The organism is Streptomyces sp. NPDC043427 (assembly GCF_056436655.1).
Map to the genome: position 1 here is coordinate 157,020 of NZ_JBWKCC010000003.1, position 17,307 is coordinate 174,326.

The window sequence follows — 17,307 nt, forward strand, 5'->3', positions numbered from 1 at the left end:
ACTGTGATGCGAATTCGTACGCTCGTCGCGGCGACCGGAGCGCTGGCGCTGTCCCTGGTCAGCGGATGCGCGCAAGGAGGCGCCGCCGGATCGTCCGCGAACACGGTCACCTACTGGCTCTGGGACGCCAACCAACTGCCCGCCTACCAGGCCTGCGCGAAGGGGTTCGAGAAGGAGAACCCCGGACTGAACGTCAAGATCACGCAGTTGGGCTGGAGCGACTACTGGACCAAGCTCACCGCCGGGTTCATCGCGGGCACCCAGCCGGACGTGTTCACCGACCACATCCAGAACTTCGGCCAGTTCGCCGACCTGAAGGTGCTCGAGCCGCTCGACGACCTCGGCATCAAGGACTCCGACTACCAGCCGGGCCTCGCCGCCAACTGGGTCGGCCAGGACGGCCACCGGTACGGCGCTCCCAAGGACTGGGACACGGTCGCCCTGTTCTACAACGGGAAGATGGCCAAGGACGCCGGGCTCACCGCCGAGCAACTCAACGACCTGTCATGGAACCCCAAGGACGGCGGCACCTTCGAGAAGGCCATCGCCCACCTCACGATCGACAAGAAGGGCAAGCGGGGCGACGAGCCGGGCTTCGACAAGAACAACGTCAAGGTGTACGGCCTGGCCACGGGCGGCGGCGGCTTCGGCGACGGCCAGACGCAGTGGAGCAACTTCACTGCGTCCGCCGGGTGGAGCTATCTGGACAAGCCGCGCTGGGGCACGAAGTACCAGTACGACAGCAAGACCTTCCAGTCGGTCATCAAGTGGTACTTCGGCCTGGCGAAGAAGGGCTACATGCCGCCCCTGTCGGACTACAACATCCAGTCCAACCAGCAGAATACGCAGGTCGCGGCGGGGAAGGCGGCCACCGCGTTCGACGGGGCCTGGATGATCTCCACGTACGCGGGCTTCAAGGGCCGGGACATCAAGACCGCCCGGACTCCGGTCGGACCGACCGGCAAGCGCGCCACCATGATGAACGGCCTCGCCGATTCCATCACCAAGGCCTCCAAGAACAAGGCGGGCGCCCGGAAGTGGGTGGCGTACCTGGCCTCGGACAAGTGCCAGACCGTCGTCGGCAGGTACGGCGTCGTCTTCCCCGCCACTCCGGCCGGCACCGAGGCCGCCGTCGCCGCCTACAGGAAGAAGAACATCGACGTCTCCTCCTTCACCGACCCCGTGGCCGACAAGAGGCGCTTCCGGACCTTCTCGTACCCGATCGCCAGTTACTCGGCGGACATGACGGCACTCATGCAGCCCGCGATGGAGGACATCTACGGCAACGGCAAGCCGGTCAGCAGCCTCGACCGGACCAACGACCAGATCAACCTGATCCTCGACCAGTGACCCGACCAGTGAAGGACACGCCTCACATGACGTTCTCCCTCGGCATCGTCGGCGCCGGCCAGTTCTCCGGCCAGTTCGCCACGCTGTTCCAGGCCCATCCCGGCGTCAGCGACGTGTACGTCACCGATCTGCTGCCCGAACGCGCCGAGCAGCTCGCCTCCGCCCAGGGGCTGTCCGGCACCTTCCCCTCGTACGAGGCCATGCTGGAGTCGCCCGCGGTCGACGCGGTGGCGATCTTCACTCAGCGCTGGACGCACGGCCCGCTGGTCGTCCAGGGCCTGAACGCGGGCAAGCACGTGTACTCCGCGGTCCCCATGGCGATCACCGCCGAGGAGATCGCGGCGATCATCGAAGCGGTCAAGGCGACCGGTCTGACGTACATGATGGGCGAGACCAGCCAGTACAACCCGGCGACCGTGCACGCCCGCAACCAGATAGCCGAAGGCGCCTTCGGGCGGCTGTTCTACGCCGAGGGCGACTACGTCCACGACATGGACCTGGGGTTCTACGAGGCGTACCAGTACAGCGGCGGAGAGAACTGGAAGGCGACCGCCAGCTATCCCCCGCTGCTGTACCCGACGCACGCGGTGGGCGGGGTGCTCGGCGCCTGGCAGACGCACGCGGTGAGCGTGTCGGCGATCGGGGTCGAGGACGACCGGGGCGACGGTGTCTTCGACAAGGAGGTCAGCCAGTTCGGCAACGACGTCTCCAACGCCACCGCGCTCTTCGAGGTGGCGGGCGGCGGCTCGTTCCGTACGAACGAGTTCCGGCGGGTCGGCTACCCGTCCCACATCCGGGAGTCGCGTTTCCGGTTCTTCGGGACGGAGGCGAGCATGGAGCAGCTCGCGACGGTGGCGCTGTGGCAGGACAAGAAGGGGGTGCAGGACATCAGCGAGTTGCTTGAACCCAAGCAGACCATGGCTCCTGACGACCCGTCACTCCAGCACATCGCGCCGGACCTGCGGGCCGCCTTCACGTCCGGTTCGGCGCCGGTGCACGACCGAGCGCGGCTGCCGCGGGAGTTCGACCACCTGCACAACGGGCACGAGGGCAGCCATCACTTCCTGGTCGACGACTTCGTGACGGCGGTCAACACCCGCACCCTGCCGTCGGTGAACGCGTGGGTCGCCGCCCGCTACACCCTGCCGGGCATCGTCGCGCACGAGTCCGCGCGGCAGGGCGGGGTACGGCTGGAGATCCTGGACTTCGGGGACGCGCCTGAGCTGTGACGCCGGGGCCGGGCGCCTGTGCCGTATCAGGTGCCCGGCTTGCGGCCGTACACGAAGACGTCGTCGTTGGTCCTCAGCAGCGACCAGTACTTCTTCGCGGCGGTCTTCGTCATGTTGACGCAGCCGTGCGAGCCGGGCGGGTTCCACACGCTGACGCCGACCGAGTGGAAGGCCTGCCCGCCGTCGAAGAACTGGCTGTACGGCATGGGCACGTGGTAGATGCTCGACACGTGGTCGATGTGCCGCCAGTAGATCTTCTTCAGGCCGGTGCGGGTCTCGTACTTGTCGCGGCCCGTGCGCACCGGCACCGGCCCGTAGACGAGCCTGCTGCCGTCCTGGATCCAGCTCAGCTGAAGGGTCAGGTTGACGCAGGCGATGCGGCCCTTGTTCGTGGGGCACTTGCGGTCCCTGTTGGGGTTGGTGCCGACGGCCTTCTGCTTGTTCATGAGGTCCATCACGCCCCAGGTGACGGGGCCCGCGTAGCCGATGTTAGGCGTGATGCCGTGCTTGTTCTGGAATGCCCGGATCGCCGTGCAGTCGGCGGGCGACTGCCTGCCGTCGACCGGGCGGCCCAGAAATTTTTCCACCTGCTTCTGGTACGGCCCGGCCTGCGTCGTGCAGCTCCCGGCCGCCTGCGCGGGCGCGGCGCCCAGGGCGAGCGTGAGCGGTGCGACCAGTCCGGTGATGCCGAGTGCGACGGCGCTTCGTCTGCGTATGTCCCCCATGTCGGGCTTCTCCCTTTCGCGTGTCCCGTGCGGTCTCTGAGTGTTGGACCGGCGCACGGGCCGTGCGGTTGTATGCCCCGTCAGGCTGTGACAAAACGGTGAACTTGCTTGCCGCGGAGTCGTCCGGCGGGCAGTTTGCGCCCGTACGCCACGAGGAGGAGGTCCTGTGCGGCGCCGTGCAGGGGTGTGCCGGCGCCGAAGCTCCAGTCGAGGTCGTCGGCACGCAACTGGACGCCGGTGAGGTCGACACCGAAGAAACCGAAGGCCCTGGGATTGACGCCTGCCAGGACGTGACGCAGCCGGTCCTCGGGTACGTGGCGGTCGAGGTCCAGGGCGACACCGATGTCCAGCCCGTGGATGACGTCGTGGCCGAGAGCGGCCGCACGCCCGCCCACCGGCGGTCTCCACGGGTGGTCGGCGTACTCCCGCAGGAAACCCGCGAGCCGCTCGGGCGTGTGGGCCGCGGCGTCCGCGCGGGCGAGCCGGTCCGCCATGCGGTTCACCCTGCCGCCGTCCCTGGCCAGCTCCCACAGCACTCGGGTCGTCGGGTACCGGAACCCCATCGACATGTGGGCGACGACCTCCCGCACCCGCCATCCCGCGCACAGGCTGGGTGCCTCCCACTGCATGGGCGCGAGGGTGTCGAACAGGTCGGCCAGATCGCGGCGTTCGGCGGCGACGCAGGCGGTGATGTCGTTCGCTGAGGTCCCCATACGTCAAGGATCTTGATGGCCGGCCCATAAGTCCAAGAACTGGATCAGCTGATAACTAGCATGACTGGTTATGGAGTTGAGGCAGCTGCAGTACTTCGTCACGGTCGTCGAGGAGGCCAACTTCACGCGGGCCGCCGAGCGGCTCCATGTGGCGCAGCCCGGGGTGAGCGCGCAGATCCGGCAGCTCGAACGGGAGCTGGGGCACACGCTGCTGGACCGGTCCGGACGGCGGGTGCGACCGACTGAGGTCGGGGAGGCGGTGCTGCCCTACGCGCGCGCCGCGTTGACCGCCGTCGAAGGGGTGCGGCAGACGGTGGACGAGTTCACCGGCCTGCTGCGGGGGCGGGTCCGCATCGGGCTGGTGCCGGGCGTGGTGGGCCACGAGGCCGACGTGGCGGGGGTGTTGGCCGACTTCCACGCGGACTGCCCCCAGGTCGAGATCACCCTCACCGAGGACACCTCGGACCGGATGCTCGACGCGCTCCGCCGCGGGGAGCTGGACATCGCCGTGGCCGGGATCGGGAACGAGGAACCGCCCGGCATCGCACTTCACGTGGTCATCGACGAGCCGCTGTTCGCGGCCGTGGCCCCGGGGCACCCGTTCCTCGACGCGCACTTCGGTCGTACGACCGTGCCGCCGGCCGCGCTGCGTGGGCAGCCGCTGATCAGCCTGCCGCGCGGGACCGGGGTGCGCGCCGTACTCGACCGGCTGTGCGCCGAGGCGGGCTTCCAGCCACGCATCGCCTTCGAGGCCGCGGCTCCGCAAGCGCTGGCACGGCTGGCCACGCGAGGGCTCGGCGTGGCCGTGGTCCCGGCGCCGTGGGAAACCTCCGGACTGCTTGCGCTGCGGATCGACGACGACCGGGCGCGGGGGCGGATCGCGCTGGCCTGGCGGACGGACGGGCCGGGCGGCCCGGCGGCGCGGTCACTGCTCGGACGGTTCCGTGAGGCACTCGCGCAGTAACCGCACCGCGCGGGTGAGGACGTCCGGGGTCGCCGTGAAGGGCAGGCGCAGGTGGTGGGTGAGGGTGGCGCGGTCGGTGGAGAAGAGCGGGCCCGGCGTCAGGGCGAGGCCGCGCCGGGCCGCCCGGGCCGCCAGCTCCGGCGCCGTCGGGGTCGCGCCGAGGCGCAGCCACAGGGACAGGCCGCCGCCGGGGATCGTGTACGTCCATCCGGTCCCGTCGAGGAGCCCCGCGAGGTGGTCGCGCTGGGCGCGCAGCCGGGCGCGGCGGTCGGCGAGGACCGCGTCCAGTCCGTCGCCGAGCAGTTCGGCGGCGATGAGCTGTTCCAGGGGCGGCGGGGACAGCTGGGGCTGGAGGGGGTTGCGCCGCAGTTGTCGTACGAGATCGGCGGTCGCGCGGATCCAGCCGACCCGCAAGCCGCTCCAGAGGATCTTGCTGGCCGAGCCGATCTGGATGACGCCGGGTCCGGCCAGGTGGGGCTCGGTGCCGGGCGTGGTCCTGAGGTCGAGTTCGCGCATCGTCTCGTCGGCGATCACCGGCAGCGGGAGGCGGGCGATCTCCGCGCGGGCCGCCCCGCCCATGTGGGCGCCGGTGGGGTTGTGGAAGTCGGGGATCAGATAGGCGAGTTGGGGGTTTCGGCGGTGTATCGCGGCCATGAGATGGTCGGTGTCCCAGCCGCCGGACGCGGAAACGGGCACCGGCAGCAGGCGCGAGCGGCGGCCGCGCAGGACGGCCAGCGCGCCCGGATAGGTGGGACTCTCCACGGCGACCGGTCGTCTGCGGTCGGTGTGGAGATGGTCGACGAGCAGGGTGAGTGCGGCCTGGGCGCCGGAGGTGACGAGGATCTGCTCCGGGCGGGTCGGCAGGCCGGTCCGGGTGTAGCGGTCGGCGAGGAGGTCGCGCAGGCGCGGCAGGCCCGCCGTGGCGACGCCGGAGTCCACGAGCAGGGCCGCGCTGCGCCCGGCGGCCCGGTCCAGGGCGGCGAGGTAGGCGTCGTGCGGTGCGGCCGTGACGGCGAGGGTGAGATCGAGGTCCGCGTCGCCCGCCCCGCCGTGGTCCAGGGACCAGGGGGTGGTGCGTTCGGTGAGGCGGGCGGGCAGCCGTACGACACTGCCGCTGCCGTGCCGGGTGTGCAGCCAGCCGTCGTCCCGCAGCCGGGTCAGGGCGGTGACGACGGTGCCGCGGCTGAGCCCCAGGGTGCGGGCGAGCTCCCGCTCGGACGGCAGCCGGGTGCCGGCGGGCAGACGGCCGTCGACGACCGCCTCGCGGACGGCCGCGGACAGTGCGTGGGCCAGCGGGCCCTTCCGGTCGCGCCACGTGCCGAGCGCGGCGGCGAAGCCTGTTTCCATTGATCCAGTTTCCCTCAACTGGACCAGCCGTGGGTGGTGTGCGTCCGCCTAGGCTCCCTGCCATGCACCGCACACTCGCCGACGATCTCTCCCGGCTCCCCGAACTCCTGCAGTCCGCCCGCGACCTCGCCGCCCGCGAGGTGACGGGGCTGGCAAAACGTCCCGTGGTCCGGCTCGACAAGACCCCCGGCCGCGACCCCCTGCCCGCCGAGGGTGCCGGTGCCGAGGGCGCCCTCGCACGGTTCGCCGAGCGGTGGGCGCCGGGCTTCTCCGGTTCGGCCGGCCCGCGCTACCTCGGCTTCGTCACGGGCGGCGCCACGCCGGCGTCGGTCGCCGGGGACTGGCTGACCAGCACCTACGACCAGAACGTGTCCGGGGCGGCCGGGTCCTGGGCGACGGCGCTGGAACGGGAGACGGTGGCCTGGCTGCGGGAGCTGTTCGGTCTTGGCGAGGAGCACTCCGGGGCGTTCGTGACCGGTGCGACGGTGTCCAACACCGTGGGGCTGGCCGTCGCCCGCGAGTGGCTGGGCGAACGGCTGGGTGTGGACGTCTCGCGGGAGGGCGCCGCCGCCCTCGGCCCGGTCGACGTGCTGTCCGGCAGCCCGCACTCCAGCACCTCCAAGGCGCTGTCCGTGCTGGGCATCGGCCGGGGCCGGCTGCGCCGGGTGCCCGTGCTGCCGGACAACCGCGAGGCCGTCGACGTGGCCGCCCTCGACGCCGCCCTGGCGGAGCTGGGCGGTCGGCCGGCGATCGTCGTGGCGAACGCCGGCACGGTGAACACGGTCGACTTCGACGATCTGCGGGCGATCGCGGCGCTGAAGGAGCGGTACGACTTCTGGCTGCACGTGGACGCCGCGTTCGGCGGCTTCGCCGCGCTCTCCCCCGCGTACGCGCATCTCGTCGACGGGCTCGACGCGGCGGACTCGGTCTGCGTCGACCTGCACAAGTGGCTCAACGTTCCCTATGACGCGGCCGTCCAGTTCACCCGCCGCCGGGACCTGCAGGTGCGGGTCTTCCACAACGCCTCGCCCTACCTCGGCCTGCCCACCGGCGAACCCGACTTCCTGCACCTCACCCCGGAGAACTCCCGGCGCCTGCGCGCCCTGCCCGCGTGGTTCTCGCTCGTGGCGTACGGCAGCGCGGGGCACCGCGAGATCGTCGAACGCAACGTCGCGCTCGCCCACCGGCTCGGCGAGGGCGTGGCCGCGCTGGAGGGGCTGCGCCTGCTGGCGCCGGTCCGGCTCAACGTCGTCTGCTTCACCCTCGTCGACCAGCCGACGCAGGAGCGGGTGGACGCCCTGGCCCAGGCGGTCGCCGTCTCGGGCGAGACGTTCCTGACGCCGACGGTGTACGACGGGGTGCCCGCCGTGCGGGCGGCGTTCAGCAACTGGCGTACGTCACAGGCGGATGTGGAGCGGGTGCTGGCGGCTGTCGCTTCGGCGCGGGTCGGCTGAGCGTCGTGGGAGGGGAGTCGGGGGCAACCTTCCTGCACGGCCAGGGAGTTGCCTCCGGCCCGGTCCCCACCGACTCGGCGGCCCGCTGAGCCAGGGCCGAGGTCAGCCCCCGGGGGGCCCGCGGGCGCTCCTCCGGCGCAGGGCGGCGAGATCAGCCCTTCGGCACGGTTCGCCTCGTGGGCGTCCTAGTCGGCTCCTGCCGTGGGAGTTCCCGACGGGAGCGGACCGGGGAGAGGAAGACGGGCAGGAAGGCTGTCGCGAGGAGGGCGCCGCCCACCCACAGGCTGGCGCGTACTCCGGCCAGTTCGCCGAGCAGGCCGGACAGCGCGGCGCCCACCGCCATCGCGCCGGTCAGTACGCAGCGGAACGTGGCGTTCATACGGCCTAGGAGGTCGTCCGGCGTCATCCGCTGGCGCAGGCTCACGCCGAGGACGTTGTCCGCGCCGATCTTGAACATGACCACCACCCAGCCCGCCCCGGCGAGCCAGAGCCAGGGGCCGCGGCCGATCAGCGGCACCAGCAGCCCGGCGGGGGCCGACACGAGACCGGCCAGGCCGAGCGTACGGCCGTAACCGAGGCGGCCGGCGAGGGGGCGGGCGCAGCGGGCGCCGAGCAGCAGACCGAGGCCGCCTGCTCCCCAGTAGAGGCCCAACGCCCCAGCGGACAGGTGGAGTTCCCGGACGAAGAGGATCGGCAGCATGGTGTTGACGACCTGTGAGCCGAGGTTGCTGAGAGCCGCGGTGAGCGCGAGCGCCCGCAGTTCCCGGTTGCCGAAGACGTGCCGCACGCCTTCGGCGATCTGCTCCCGCAGTCGCACCCCGGGCGGCGAAGCAGGCGCGGCCTCCTCACGACGGACGGCGAAGAGCTGAAGCGCCGAGCCGAGATACGCGCCCGCCGCACAGAGCACGGCCACGGGCGCGGTGAGCAGTTGGACCAGCCCGCCACCCGCGCCACGCCCGGCGACGCTGCTCGCCGCCTGCAGGCTGACGACGGCCGCGTTGGCCTGCACCAGGGCCGTACGGTCGACCAGTCCGGGCAGGACGCTCTGCGAGCCGATGTCGAAGAACACGGTCGCACACCCGTTGAGCAGGACCACCGCGTACAGCTGACCGAGGGTGAGCGCGTCGAGGTACCAGGCCACGGGCACCGAGGCGAACAGGGCCGCGCGGGCGAGGTCCGCGCCGATGAGGACACGACGATGCCGCATCCGGTCCACCCAGGCCCCGGCCGGCAGCCCGATGAGCAGGAACGCCAGGGTGCCGAGCGTGGCGAGGGCGCCCACCTGACCGGGCGCCGCGTCCAGCGCGGCCACGGCGATCAGGGGGACGGCGACATAGGTGACGTTGGTGCCGAGCTGACTCAGGGTGGAGGCGGCGAACAGGACACGGAAGTCGGCGATGCGCCAGGGGGACGCGGGCGGGAAGTCCGTCCGAGGGTCGGTCTGCACAGGGGAAACGCTGCCCGATACCCACCGGGAAGGACAAGTGAATAGATCTACAGGGACAGTTAAGCTTCCCTACGCTGTCCTGGTTGTCCGGTCATCGCCCGGAATCCCGTGTTGACCGCCGTGAGCCCACCGTCGACACGCAGGGACGTGCCGGTGATCCAGGACGCGTCGCGCGAGGCGAGGAAGGCGACGGCGCCCGCGATGTCGTCCGGTTCTCCGACACGGCCCAGGGGGTACAGCTCGCGGATCGCGTCGAGTTCGGCGTCCCGTGCCTCCCACGCGGTGGTGCGGACGGTGCCCGGCACGACCATGTTGACCCGCACCCCGCGCGCCGCCGCGTGCCCGGCGAGGGTGCGCGTCAGGGAGCCGAGGCCCGCCTTGGCCGCGCTGTAGGCGTGGTTGCCGAAGTCCTGGAGACCGTTGACGGAGCCGACGTTGACGATCGCGCCGTGCCCGGAGGCGGCCAGGTGGGGCAGGGCGGCACGGGAGCACCGGTAGGCGCCGGTCAGGGTGAGGTCGAGGTCGCGTGCCCACACCTCGTCGGGCTCGTCCTCGAACAGCGGGGCGTCGGGGGTGCAGGCGTAGGCGTTGTTCACCAGCACGTCGAGGGAGCCGAACGCGGCGACGGCGTACGCGACGGCCGCCTCGACCGCGGCCCGGTCCCCCACGTCGCAGCCGAACGCCTCGGCAGCCAGGCCCTGTTCGCGCAGAGCCACCGCCGTCCGCTCGGCCTCCGGCAGGTCGACGTCGGTCACCAGGACCCGTGCTCCCTCCCGGGCGAACCGGCACACGGTGGCGGCGCCGATACCTCGGGCCGCGCCCGTGACGAGAACCCCGTATCCCTCGAAGCGCTTCGTGTCCGTCATGGGGCCGACCGTAGTGCCACGACGGCCGACCGGGCGGCTACCGTGCGTCCATGTCGGAATTCCTGCAGCAACTCCCCGCCCTCATCGGCGTCGTGATCGGTGCGCTCGGCTCGTACCTGGCGGTCGTCCGCAGCGACCGGATCCGTTTCCGGCGTGACCGGGAGGCCCACTGGGAGGAGCGGCGGCTGGCGGCGTACCGCGACTACGCGGGGGCGTTGAAGAAGTCAGTGGTGCTGACGAACCGGATCGCCGCCGGTCTCGGCAACGATCCGCATCCGCACCCCCTGACGCCCGAGGAGGCGGCTCCCCTGATGGCCGAGGCTGCGGCGGCCGTCGACTCCCACTGGGAGTCGTTGCTGCTGCTCGGCAGCTCTCAGGTGGTGGAGCGGACACGCGCCTGGATCGTCGTCGTACGGGAGATGGAACGGTTCCTGGGCGAGCGGACCCGGGATCCGCTGACCTGGCAGGCGCTGCTGGAGCGGCAGCGGGCCGCTCGTGAGGGGTACTACCGGGCCGTGCGGCAGGACCTGGCCCTCCCGGCCGACCCCGCCGCCCACGCACCACTCCCGCCGACGGGCCAGGCCTGACCTCACCGGTACCCGGTCGTGTCCGCCGGTTTCCCCGCGTCCTGGACCTCGACGAGGTACCGCCAGGCGTCCGGGCGGCTGCCGTCGAGGTCGGTGAAGCCGTACTCCTGGGCGAGGCCGCCGCTGGAGAGGGACTGGCCGTTGAAGCGGGGCACGTCGGGGTCGGCGGCGAGGGCGGCCACGGCACGGCCGACATAGCGAGGGGTCTCGGAGATGGCGAAATGGGGAACGCTGTCGAGGGCGTCGCGCCAGTTCTCCTCGGTCACCCCGAAGTGCTCCAGCATCATCTCGGAGCGCATCCAGCCGGGGGTGAGGGCGACGGCGGTGGCGCCGCGCGGGCCGAGTTCGTGGCCGAGGGAGAAGGCCATCCGCAGCACGGACGCCTTGGCGAGGTCGTAGAAGAGGTTGTTGCGGTAGGCAGTGCGGTTGTACTCGGCGGTGCCGTCGGTCATTTCGACCACCAGGCCGCCGGGGTGGCGCAGGAGCAGGGGCAGGGCGTGGTGGCTGGTGATCGCGTGCGTCTCGACCGCCAGCCGGAGCAGCCGGAGCCCCTTGTCGAGATCGTGCTCCCAGACGGGGACGTCGAACTCGAAGAGCTTCTCGCCGCCCCAGATGTCGTTGACGAGGACGTCGAGGCGCCCCTGCTCGTGGGCGATGCGGTCCACGAGGGTGCGGACCCGCGCCGGATCGAGGTGGTCGGTGGGGACCGCGATGCCCACTCCGCCGGCCTCGGTGACCAGGTCGGCGGTGTCCTCGACGGTCTCGGGGCGGTCGTACTCGGAACGCTGCCCCCGGGTGCTGCGTCCGGTGACGTACACGGTGGCCCCGGACGCCCCGAGTTCCACCGCGATCCCCCGCCCGGCTCCCCGTGTCGCTCCGGCGACGAGCGCGACCTTGCCCTTCAGCGGCCCAGACATGTCCGGCCTCCCGTTCTCGTGGTTCCCGAGTGCTGTCACCTTCGAGAGTGACGGGAAAGCCGGACATCCTCTGTCGCCGTTTACGCGGGAGCCGCTCTTTACGGAGGAGTCACTCGGACGGCCTGTGGCCCACGCCGTCAGTGTCCCCGGGCGATCCACTCCTGCAGGTGCGGAGCCTCGGCGCCGATGGTGGTGGAGTCGCCGTGGCCGGTGAGGACCTGCGTCTCGGGCGGCAGGGTGAGCAGGCGGTCGCGGATCGAGTCGATGATCGTCGGGAAGTGGGAGAAGGAGCGGCCGGTGGCGCCGGGACCGCCCTGGAAGAGGGTGTCGCCGGTGAACACCGTGCCCAGGCCGGGGTCGTACAGGCAGACCGCTCCCGGGGCGTGGCCGGGGGTGTGCAGGATCCGCAGGTCGGCGCCGGCGGCCTCGATCACCTGGCCGTCCTGCAGCCAGGCGTCGGGATCCCGGTCCGGGTGGGTCTGCTTCCACAGCGGCAGGTCGTCGTGGTGCAGCCAGATGGTGGCCCCGGTGCGGTCGGCGAGGGCGGGGGCGGCGTCGACGTGGTCGTTGTGGGCGTGGGTGCACACGATCGCGGTCAGCCGCCGGTCCCCGACAGCCTCCGCGATCGCGTCCGCGTCGTGTGCGGCGTCGATCACGATCACCTCGTGGTCGTCCCCGACGATCCACACGTTGTTCTCCACGTCCCAGGTGCCGCCGTCGAGGCTGAACTGCCCGGCGGTGACGAGGCGTTCGATGCGGGCGGCCATCACAGCACCACCACCGAACGCAGCACGTCGCCGTGGTGCATCCGCTCGAACGCCTTCTCCACCTCGTCGAGCTGGATCGTCTCGGTCACGAACGCCCCGAGGTCCAGGCGGCCCTGGAGGTGCAGGTCGATCAGCATCGGGAAGTCCCGCGACGGCAGACAGTCTCCGTACCACGACGACTTCAGCGCACCGCCCCGTCCGAAGACGTCCAGCAGCGGGAGTTCGAGCTTCATCTCGGGAGTCGGTACGCCCACCAGGACGACCGTGCCCGCCAGGTCACGGGCATAGAACGCCTGCTTGTACGTCTCCGGGCGCCCCACCGCCTCGATCACCACGTCCGCGCCGAACCCGCCGGTCAGCTCGCGGATCGCCTCCACCGGGTCCGTCTCGCGCGAGTTGACCGTGTGGGTGGCGCCCATGGTGCGGGCGGTGTGCAGCTTCCGGTCGTCGATGTCCACAGCGATGATCTTCGCTGCCCCCGCCAGCTGCGACCCGGCGATCGCCGCGTCCCCGACACCGCCGCAGCCGATGACCGCGACCGTGTCACCCCGGCCCACGTTGCCGGTGTTGATCGCCGCGCCGATGCCGGCCATCACCCCGCAGCCCAAAAGCCCCGCCACCTGCGGAGCCACCGACGCATCGACCTTCGTGCACTGGCCGGCCGCCACCAGCGTCTTCTCCGCGAACGCGCCGATCCCGAGAGCCGGGGAAAGCTCCTGACCGGTCGAGGCGAGCGTCATCCTCTGCTTCGCGTTGTGGGTGTCGAAGCAGTACCAGGGCCGACCGCGCAGACACGCCCGGCACTGCCCGCACACCGCACGCCAGTTCAGGATCACGAAGTCACCCGGCGCGACATCGCTGACGCCCTCGCCGACCGACTCCACCACCCCGGCCGCCTCATGCCCGAGCAGGAAGGGGAACTCGTCGTTGATCCCGCCCTGCTTGTAGTGCAGGTCGGTGTGGCAGACGCCGCATGCCTGGATCTTCACCACGGCCTCGCCCGGCCCCGGGTCGGGGACCACGATCGTCTCGACCCGCACCGGTTCGTCCTTCCCCGGTGCGATCACGCCGCGCACTTCCTGCGCCATGGTGCTGCCCCTTTCATACGGCGGCTCTGCCTCTCCCTCCCGACCCTAGACGTAACTGATCAGTAACGGCGCCCGAGCCCACGGCATACCCTTGCCGGTACCTCGACCAAGGAGCACCGTGACCATCGCAGAGACGGAGACCGGCGCGCCCCCGTGGCGACTGCTGCTCGGCTACGTTCGGCCGCACCGATGGACCCTTCTGCTGGGCGCGGTGCTCTCGCTGCTCACCGGGGCCACCGGGCTGCTGCTGCCGCTGGTGGCGCGGGGGCTGATCGACGACCTGGGGCACGACCGTGCCATCACCAGCGCGCTGCTCACCATGTCGGGTCTCGTCGTCGCCAACGCGGCGCTGGGGGCGCTGGGTTCATACGTGCTGCGGCGCACCGCCGAGTCGGTGGTGCTCGGCGCGCGGCGCTCGTTGTCGTCGTATCTGCTGCGCCTGCGGATCACGGCGGTGGACCGCAGCGAGCCGGGTGATCTGATGGCCCGCATCACCTCCGACACGACCCTGCTGCGCGAGGTCACCACGGACTCGCTGGTGGGCCTGGGCACGGGCGGGCTCACGCTCGTCGCGACGGTGGTGATGATGGGGCTCGTGGAGCCCGTGCTGCTCGGGGTCACGCTGGCCGTGATCACGGGCGCGGGCGTGATCCTCGGTCTCATCGTGCCGCGCATCAACCGGGCGAGCCGACGGGCGCAGGACGCGGTCGGGGTGATGGGCGCCTCGCTGGAGCGGGTGCTGGGCGCGCTGCGCACGGTGAAGGCGTCCGGTGCCGAGCACCGGGAGGAGCGGACGCTGCACGGCGCGGCCGAGGAGTCGTGGCGGCAGAGCGTGAGCGCCGCCAAGTGGTCGGCTGCCGCGGGCAACACGGCGGGACTGGCGATGCAGGTCGCCTTCATCACGGTGCTCGCGGTGGGCGGGGCGCGGGTGGCGACCGACGCCATCGACGTCGGCACGCTGGTCGCCTTCCTGCTGTACGTCTTCTACCTCATGTCGCCGATCCAGCAGGTGGTCGGCGCGATCACCCAGTACCAGACGGGCTCGGCGGCCCTCACCCGCATCCAGGAGGCGCTGAGCCTGCCCGCCGAACCCCCGGCCGGTGTGGTCGAGTTGCCGTCGGCCGATGCGCCACCGGCCTCCCTCGCCTTCACCGAGGTGCGTTTCCGGTACGCCGACGACCTGCCGTACGTGCACCACGGGGTGACGTTCGAGGTGCCGGCCCGCGGCATGACGGCGTTCGTCGGCCCGTCCGGCGCGGGCAAGACCACCGTGTTCTCCCTCATCGAACGGTTCTACGACCCCGAGTCCGGCCTGATAACCCTCGACGGCCGGGACGTCACCGACTGGGAGCTGCACCGGCTGCGGGCCGCCATCGGCTATGTGGAGCAGGACGCCCCCGTGCTGTCGGGCTCGCTGCGCGACAACCTGCTGCTGGGGAACCCGGGGGCGGACGACGGCACGCTCACGCGCGTGCTGAAGACCACCCGCCTCGACGGGCTGGTCACCCGGCTGCCGAAGGGGATCGACACGCTGGTCGGGCACCGCGGCACCAAGCTGTCGGGCGGCGAGCGGCAGCGCGTGGCCATCGCCCGGGCCCTGCTGCGCCGGCCCCGGCTGCTGCTGCTCGACGAGGCCACCTCGCAGCTGGACGCGGTGAACGAGGCGGCGCTGCGCGACACGGTCGCGGATGTCGCCCGTACGACGACGGTGCTGGTCGTCGCCCACCGGCTGTCCACGGTGACGATGGCCGACCGGATCGTCGTGATGGACGCGGGCCGCGTCCGCGCGGTGGGCACGCACCGTGAGCTGGTGACCGCCGATCCGTTGTACGCGGAGCTGGCGGCCACGCAGTTCCTCGCCACCGCGGAGTGAGCCACCCGCCCCCGCTTGCCGGGGCGGTAACAGCGGAGGAGTCTCGAAGGTGAGGGCGAGACGGCCCGTCGTCCCTGCGGGCCGCGGTCTTTCGAGGAGGTCATCATGGGCACCGCGGCAAGCTCCACCTTCGACCGCAAGACTCTGCGCAGGGCCATCGAAGGCGATGCGTCGGCCCTTCTGTCGCTCTACGCGGACGACGCGGAACTGCGCGTCGTGGACCACAACAGCCAACCCAGCAGCCCCCGTGTCCTGCACGGACGCGACGAGATCGGCGAACTGCTCGACGACGTCTACAGCCGCGACCTGACGCACAAGCTGGAGGAGTGCATCGTGCAGGGCGACCGCGCCGCCTTCAGCGAGTCCTGCGAGTACTCGGACGGGGTGCGTGTCCTCGCCGAGTCGATGGTCACGCTGCGCGACGGCAAGATCGTCGAACAGACCATGATCCAGGCGTGGGACGAGTAGGGAGGAAGTCCAAGGGTCCAGGTCACCGGTCGGCCGGCCTGGACCCGTTCGGCCCGTGCGGCGGCTGCTCGGTGGCGTCGGGCCCGGACTCGGCCGCCAGGACCAGCTTGCGCAGCAGGTCGGCGAGTGTCCGCTCCTCCTCGGACGTCAGTACGGCGAGGAGCGCGGCCTCGCGCGCTTCCTCCGACGCCGCGTGCTGCTCGAACGCCGCATGGCCGGCCTCGGTGAGCCGGACGCTGACGCGGCGGCGGTCGACACTGTCGTGGGTGCGGGCGATCAGCCCGGCCTCCTCGAGCGGACCGAGCCGGGACGACAGCGCGCCCCGGGTCAGACCGAGCCGGTCGGCGAGCAGGGAGGGGCTCGCCGTGTAGGGCGGGCCGAACCGGCGCAGCGTCAGCAGCACCTTGAACTGCCAGTATCTCAGCCCGTCGTCGTCGAGGGCGTCCCGCCGGGTCTGCGCGGTGTGGCGGCCGAGGATCGCCAGCCGCGCGATGATCGCCTCCTTGAGAGGGTCCATCCCGTCGAGTTCCTGCAGCCACAGCTCGACGTGCCGGTCGACCGAGTCCCGCGCTCCCTGCTCCCCCACTTCCCGACCCCGTCTCCTGCCTCGCACAGTGGTTTTCTTGTGGATAGTTTTTCGCATAACTACCTTCCGCGTCATGACGAATGACACAAGAAGCTCCGTGCCGTCCCACGAACTCATCGCTGCAGCTCGCGAGTTGGGGAGAGCCGGACGGTGGGACACCGCGACGAGCCTCCTCGACGCGGCGTCGGTCACCGACCCCGGCGCCCAGGCCCGGATCGCCGTCACCGCCGCCGAAGTCGCCCTGGAGCGGGACTGGTTCACCGGTACGGACACCGCCGCGACGCGGATCGAGGACGCCGAGCGTGAGTGCCCCGACGGCGACTGGGACCTGGACCTCGTCCGCCTGCGGCACACCTACACGCGGCTGTTCCTCGTCGACGGGGCGCTGCGCTTCGGCCCGCGGGGCAAGGACCCCCAGGAGCTCGCGGACCTGCGCCGCCGGGCGCGCGAGCTGCGCGACGGCGCCCCGGACGACGCACGACGAGGCTGGGCGTCCCTGTACCTGGGGCTGATCACCGACAACCACTTCGCCGAGCGGGCCGCCGCCCCCGACCACTACGAGGCCGCCCTGCGCGCCGCCGAGTCGGGCGGCGACGACCTGCTGGCCCGCGAGGCACTGCGCCACCTCGGCGACCACGACCACGACACCGGGAACCACGCCCGCGCCCAGGACCGCTGGCGCCGGGCGACGGCGCTGGGCGCCCGGTCCGGCGCGGTCCCGGGCACGCTCTCGCAGCAGATGCTGCTGGCGGTGCTGGCGAGGGACGCAGGCGACGAGGCGGCGGCCGGGGCACTGGCCACGGAGGTCGCCCGCTGGGCGGAGGCCGTGGGAGCCGTACGCCTCGCGGCGCAGGCGAGCGCCTTCCTGGCCGGGGTGGACCCGACGGCGGCCCCGCCCTCGGAGACCGTGCCGGCCAGGCCCTGAG

At 71.6% G+C, this 17,307-nt stretch carries 17 protein-coding genes; 8 read left to right on the plus strand and 9 right to left on the minus strand.

Annotation, left to right across the window (positions count from 1 at the left end; genetic code table 11):
* Positions 1–6: 6 nt before the first annotated feature.
* Entirely contained in the window at positions 7–1,350 is a 1,344-nt protein-coding gene (locus AC067M_RS08020; protein ID WP_478696141.1) for an ABC transporter substrate-binding protein, read from the plus strand.
* A 26-nt stretch (positions 1,351–1,376) separates the two neighbouring features.
* Positions 1,377–2,579, plus strand: coding sequence for a Gfo/Idh/MocA family protein (locus AC067M_RS08025; protein WP_478696142.1), 1,203 nt, complete (start codon positions 1,377–1,379; stop codon positions 2,577–2,579).
* A 26-nt stretch (positions 2,580–2,605) separates the two neighbouring features.
* On the opposite strand, the gene AC067M_RS08030 is transcribed toward AC067M_RS08025, so the two are convergent.
* The gene (locus AC067M_RS08030; RefSeq protein ID WP_478696143.1) at positions 2,606–3,304 is read right to left on the minus strand and encodes a L,D-transpeptidase family protein; all 699 of its coding nucleotides are present in this window, start codon (positions 3,302–3,304) and stop codon (positions 2,606–2,608) included.
* A gap of 80 nt (positions 3,305–3,384) precedes the next feature.
* Positions 3,385–4,017 carry a maleylpyruvate isomerase family mycothiol-dependent enzyme gene (locus tag AC067M_RS08035; RefSeq protein ID WP_478696144.1) on the minus strand — a complete coding sequence of 211 codons (633 nt, stop codon included), beginning with the start codon at positions 4,015–4,017 and terminating at the stop codon, positions 3,385–3,387.
* A 70-nt stretch (positions 4,018–4,087) separates the two neighbouring features.
* Between AC067M_RS08035 and AC067M_RS08040 the strand changes: the two genes are divergently transcribed.
* A complete protein-coding gene (locus tag AC067M_RS08040) occupies positions 4,088–4,981 on the plus strand; it encodes a LysR family transcriptional regulator (protein WP_478696145.1) in 894 nt (297 codons plus the stop codon).
* Here AC067M_RS08040 and AC067M_RS08045 read toward each other — a convergent pair.
* Positions 4,943–6,328 (minus strand): aminotransferase-like domain-containing protein, encoded by a 1,386-nt coding sequence (locus AC067M_RS08045; protein ID WP_478696146.1) that lies wholly within the window; start codon positions 6,326–6,328, stop codon positions 4,943–4,945. The genes AC067M_RS08040 and AC067M_RS08045 overlap by 39 nt on opposite strands.
* Before the next feature lie 62 nt (positions 6,329–6,390).
* On the opposite strand from AC067M_RS08045, the gene AC067M_RS08050 reads away from it, so the two are divergent.
* Positions 6,391–7,782, plus strand: coding sequence for a pyridoxal phosphate-dependent decarboxylase family protein (locus AC067M_RS08050; protein WP_478696147.1), 1,392 nt, complete (start codon positions 6,391–6,393; stop codon positions 7,780–7,782).
* Between the two features lie 151 nt (positions 7,783–7,933).
* On the opposite strand, the gene AC067M_RS08055 is transcribed toward AC067M_RS08050, so the two are convergent.
* Together AC067M_RS08055 and AC067M_RS08060 are read right to left on the minus strand one after the other, a co-directional pair.
* Positions 7,934–9,229 carry an MFS transporter gene (locus AC067M_RS08055; RefSeq protein WP_478696148.1) on the minus strand — a complete coding sequence of 432 codons (1,296 nt, stop codon included), beginning with the start codon at positions 9,227–9,229 and terminating at the stop codon, positions 7,934–7,936.
* A gap of 59 nt (positions 9,230–9,288) precedes the next feature.
* A complete protein-coding gene (locus AC067M_RS08060) occupies positions 9,289–10,095 on the minus strand; it encodes an SDR family NAD(P)-dependent oxidoreductase (protein ID WP_478696149.1) in 807 nt (268 codons plus the stop codon).
* 50 nt (positions 10,096–10,145) lie between these two features.
* Here AC067M_RS08060 and AC067M_RS08065 point away from each other — a divergent pair, with 50 nt between their 5' ends.
* Positions 10,146–10,682, plus strand: coding sequence for a hypothetical protein (locus AC067M_RS08065; protein ID WP_478696150.1), 537 nt, complete (start codon positions 10,146–10,148; stop codon positions 10,680–10,682).
* 2 nt (positions 10,683–10,684) lie between these two features.
* Here the strand turns inward: AC067M_RS08065 and AC067M_RS08070 are convergent, their stop codons facing one another.
* From AC067M_RS08070 to AC067M_RS08080, 3 genes are all read right to left on the minus strand, one after another.
* The gene (locus AC067M_RS08070; protein WP_478696151.1) at positions 10,685–11,599 is read right to left on the minus strand and encodes an SDR family oxidoreductase; all 915 of its coding nucleotides are present in this window, start codon (positions 11,597–11,599) and stop codon (positions 10,685–10,687) included.
* Positions 11,600–11,736: 137 nt separating this feature from the next.
* Entirely contained in the window at positions 11,737–12,366 is a 630-nt protein-coding gene (locus AC067M_RS08075; RefSeq protein ID WP_478696152.1) for an MBL fold metallo-hydrolase, read from the minus strand.
* A complete protein-coding gene (locus tag AC067M_RS08080) occupies positions 12,366–13,454 on the minus strand; it encodes an S-(hydroxymethyl)mycothiol dehydrogenase (protein ID WP_478696153.1) in 1,089 nt (362 codons plus the stop codon). The genes AC067M_RS08075 and AC067M_RS08080 overlap by 1 nt, the downstream gene beginning before the upstream one ends.
* A 118-nt stretch (positions 13,455–13,572) precedes the next feature.
* Between AC067M_RS08080 and AC067M_RS08085 the strand changes: the two genes are divergently transcribed.
* Positions 13,573–15,327 (plus strand): ABC transporter ATP-binding protein, encoded by a 1,755-nt coding sequence (locus AC067M_RS08085; RefSeq protein WP_478696154.1) that lies wholly within the window; start codon positions 13,573–13,575, stop codon positions 15,325–15,327.
* Positions 15,328–15,432: 105 nt separating this feature from the next.
* A complete protein-coding gene (locus AC067M_RS08090; protein WP_478696155.1) occupies positions 15,433–15,795 on the plus strand; it encodes a nuclear transport factor 2 family protein in 363 nt (120 codons plus the stop codon).
* Between the two features lie 22 nt (positions 15,796–15,817).
* On the opposite strand, the gene AC067M_RS08095 is transcribed toward AC067M_RS08090, so the two are convergent.
* Positions 15,818–16,381 carry a MarR family winged helix-turn-helix transcriptional regulator gene (locus tag AC067M_RS08095; RefSeq protein ID WP_478696156.1) on the minus strand — a complete coding sequence of 188 codons (564 nt, stop codon included), beginning with the start codon at positions 16,379–16,381 and terminating at the stop codon, positions 15,818–15,820.
* Positions 16,382–16,454: 73 nt separating this feature from the next.
* On the opposite strand from AC067M_RS08095, the gene AC067M_RS08100 reads away from it, so the two are divergent.
* On the plus strand, positions 16,455–17,306 hold the full coding sequence (locus AC067M_RS08100) for a hypothetical protein (protein WP_478696157.1): 852 nt from the start codon (positions 16,455–16,457) through the stop codon (positions 17,304–17,306).
* Position 17,307: the final 1 nt, after the last annotated feature.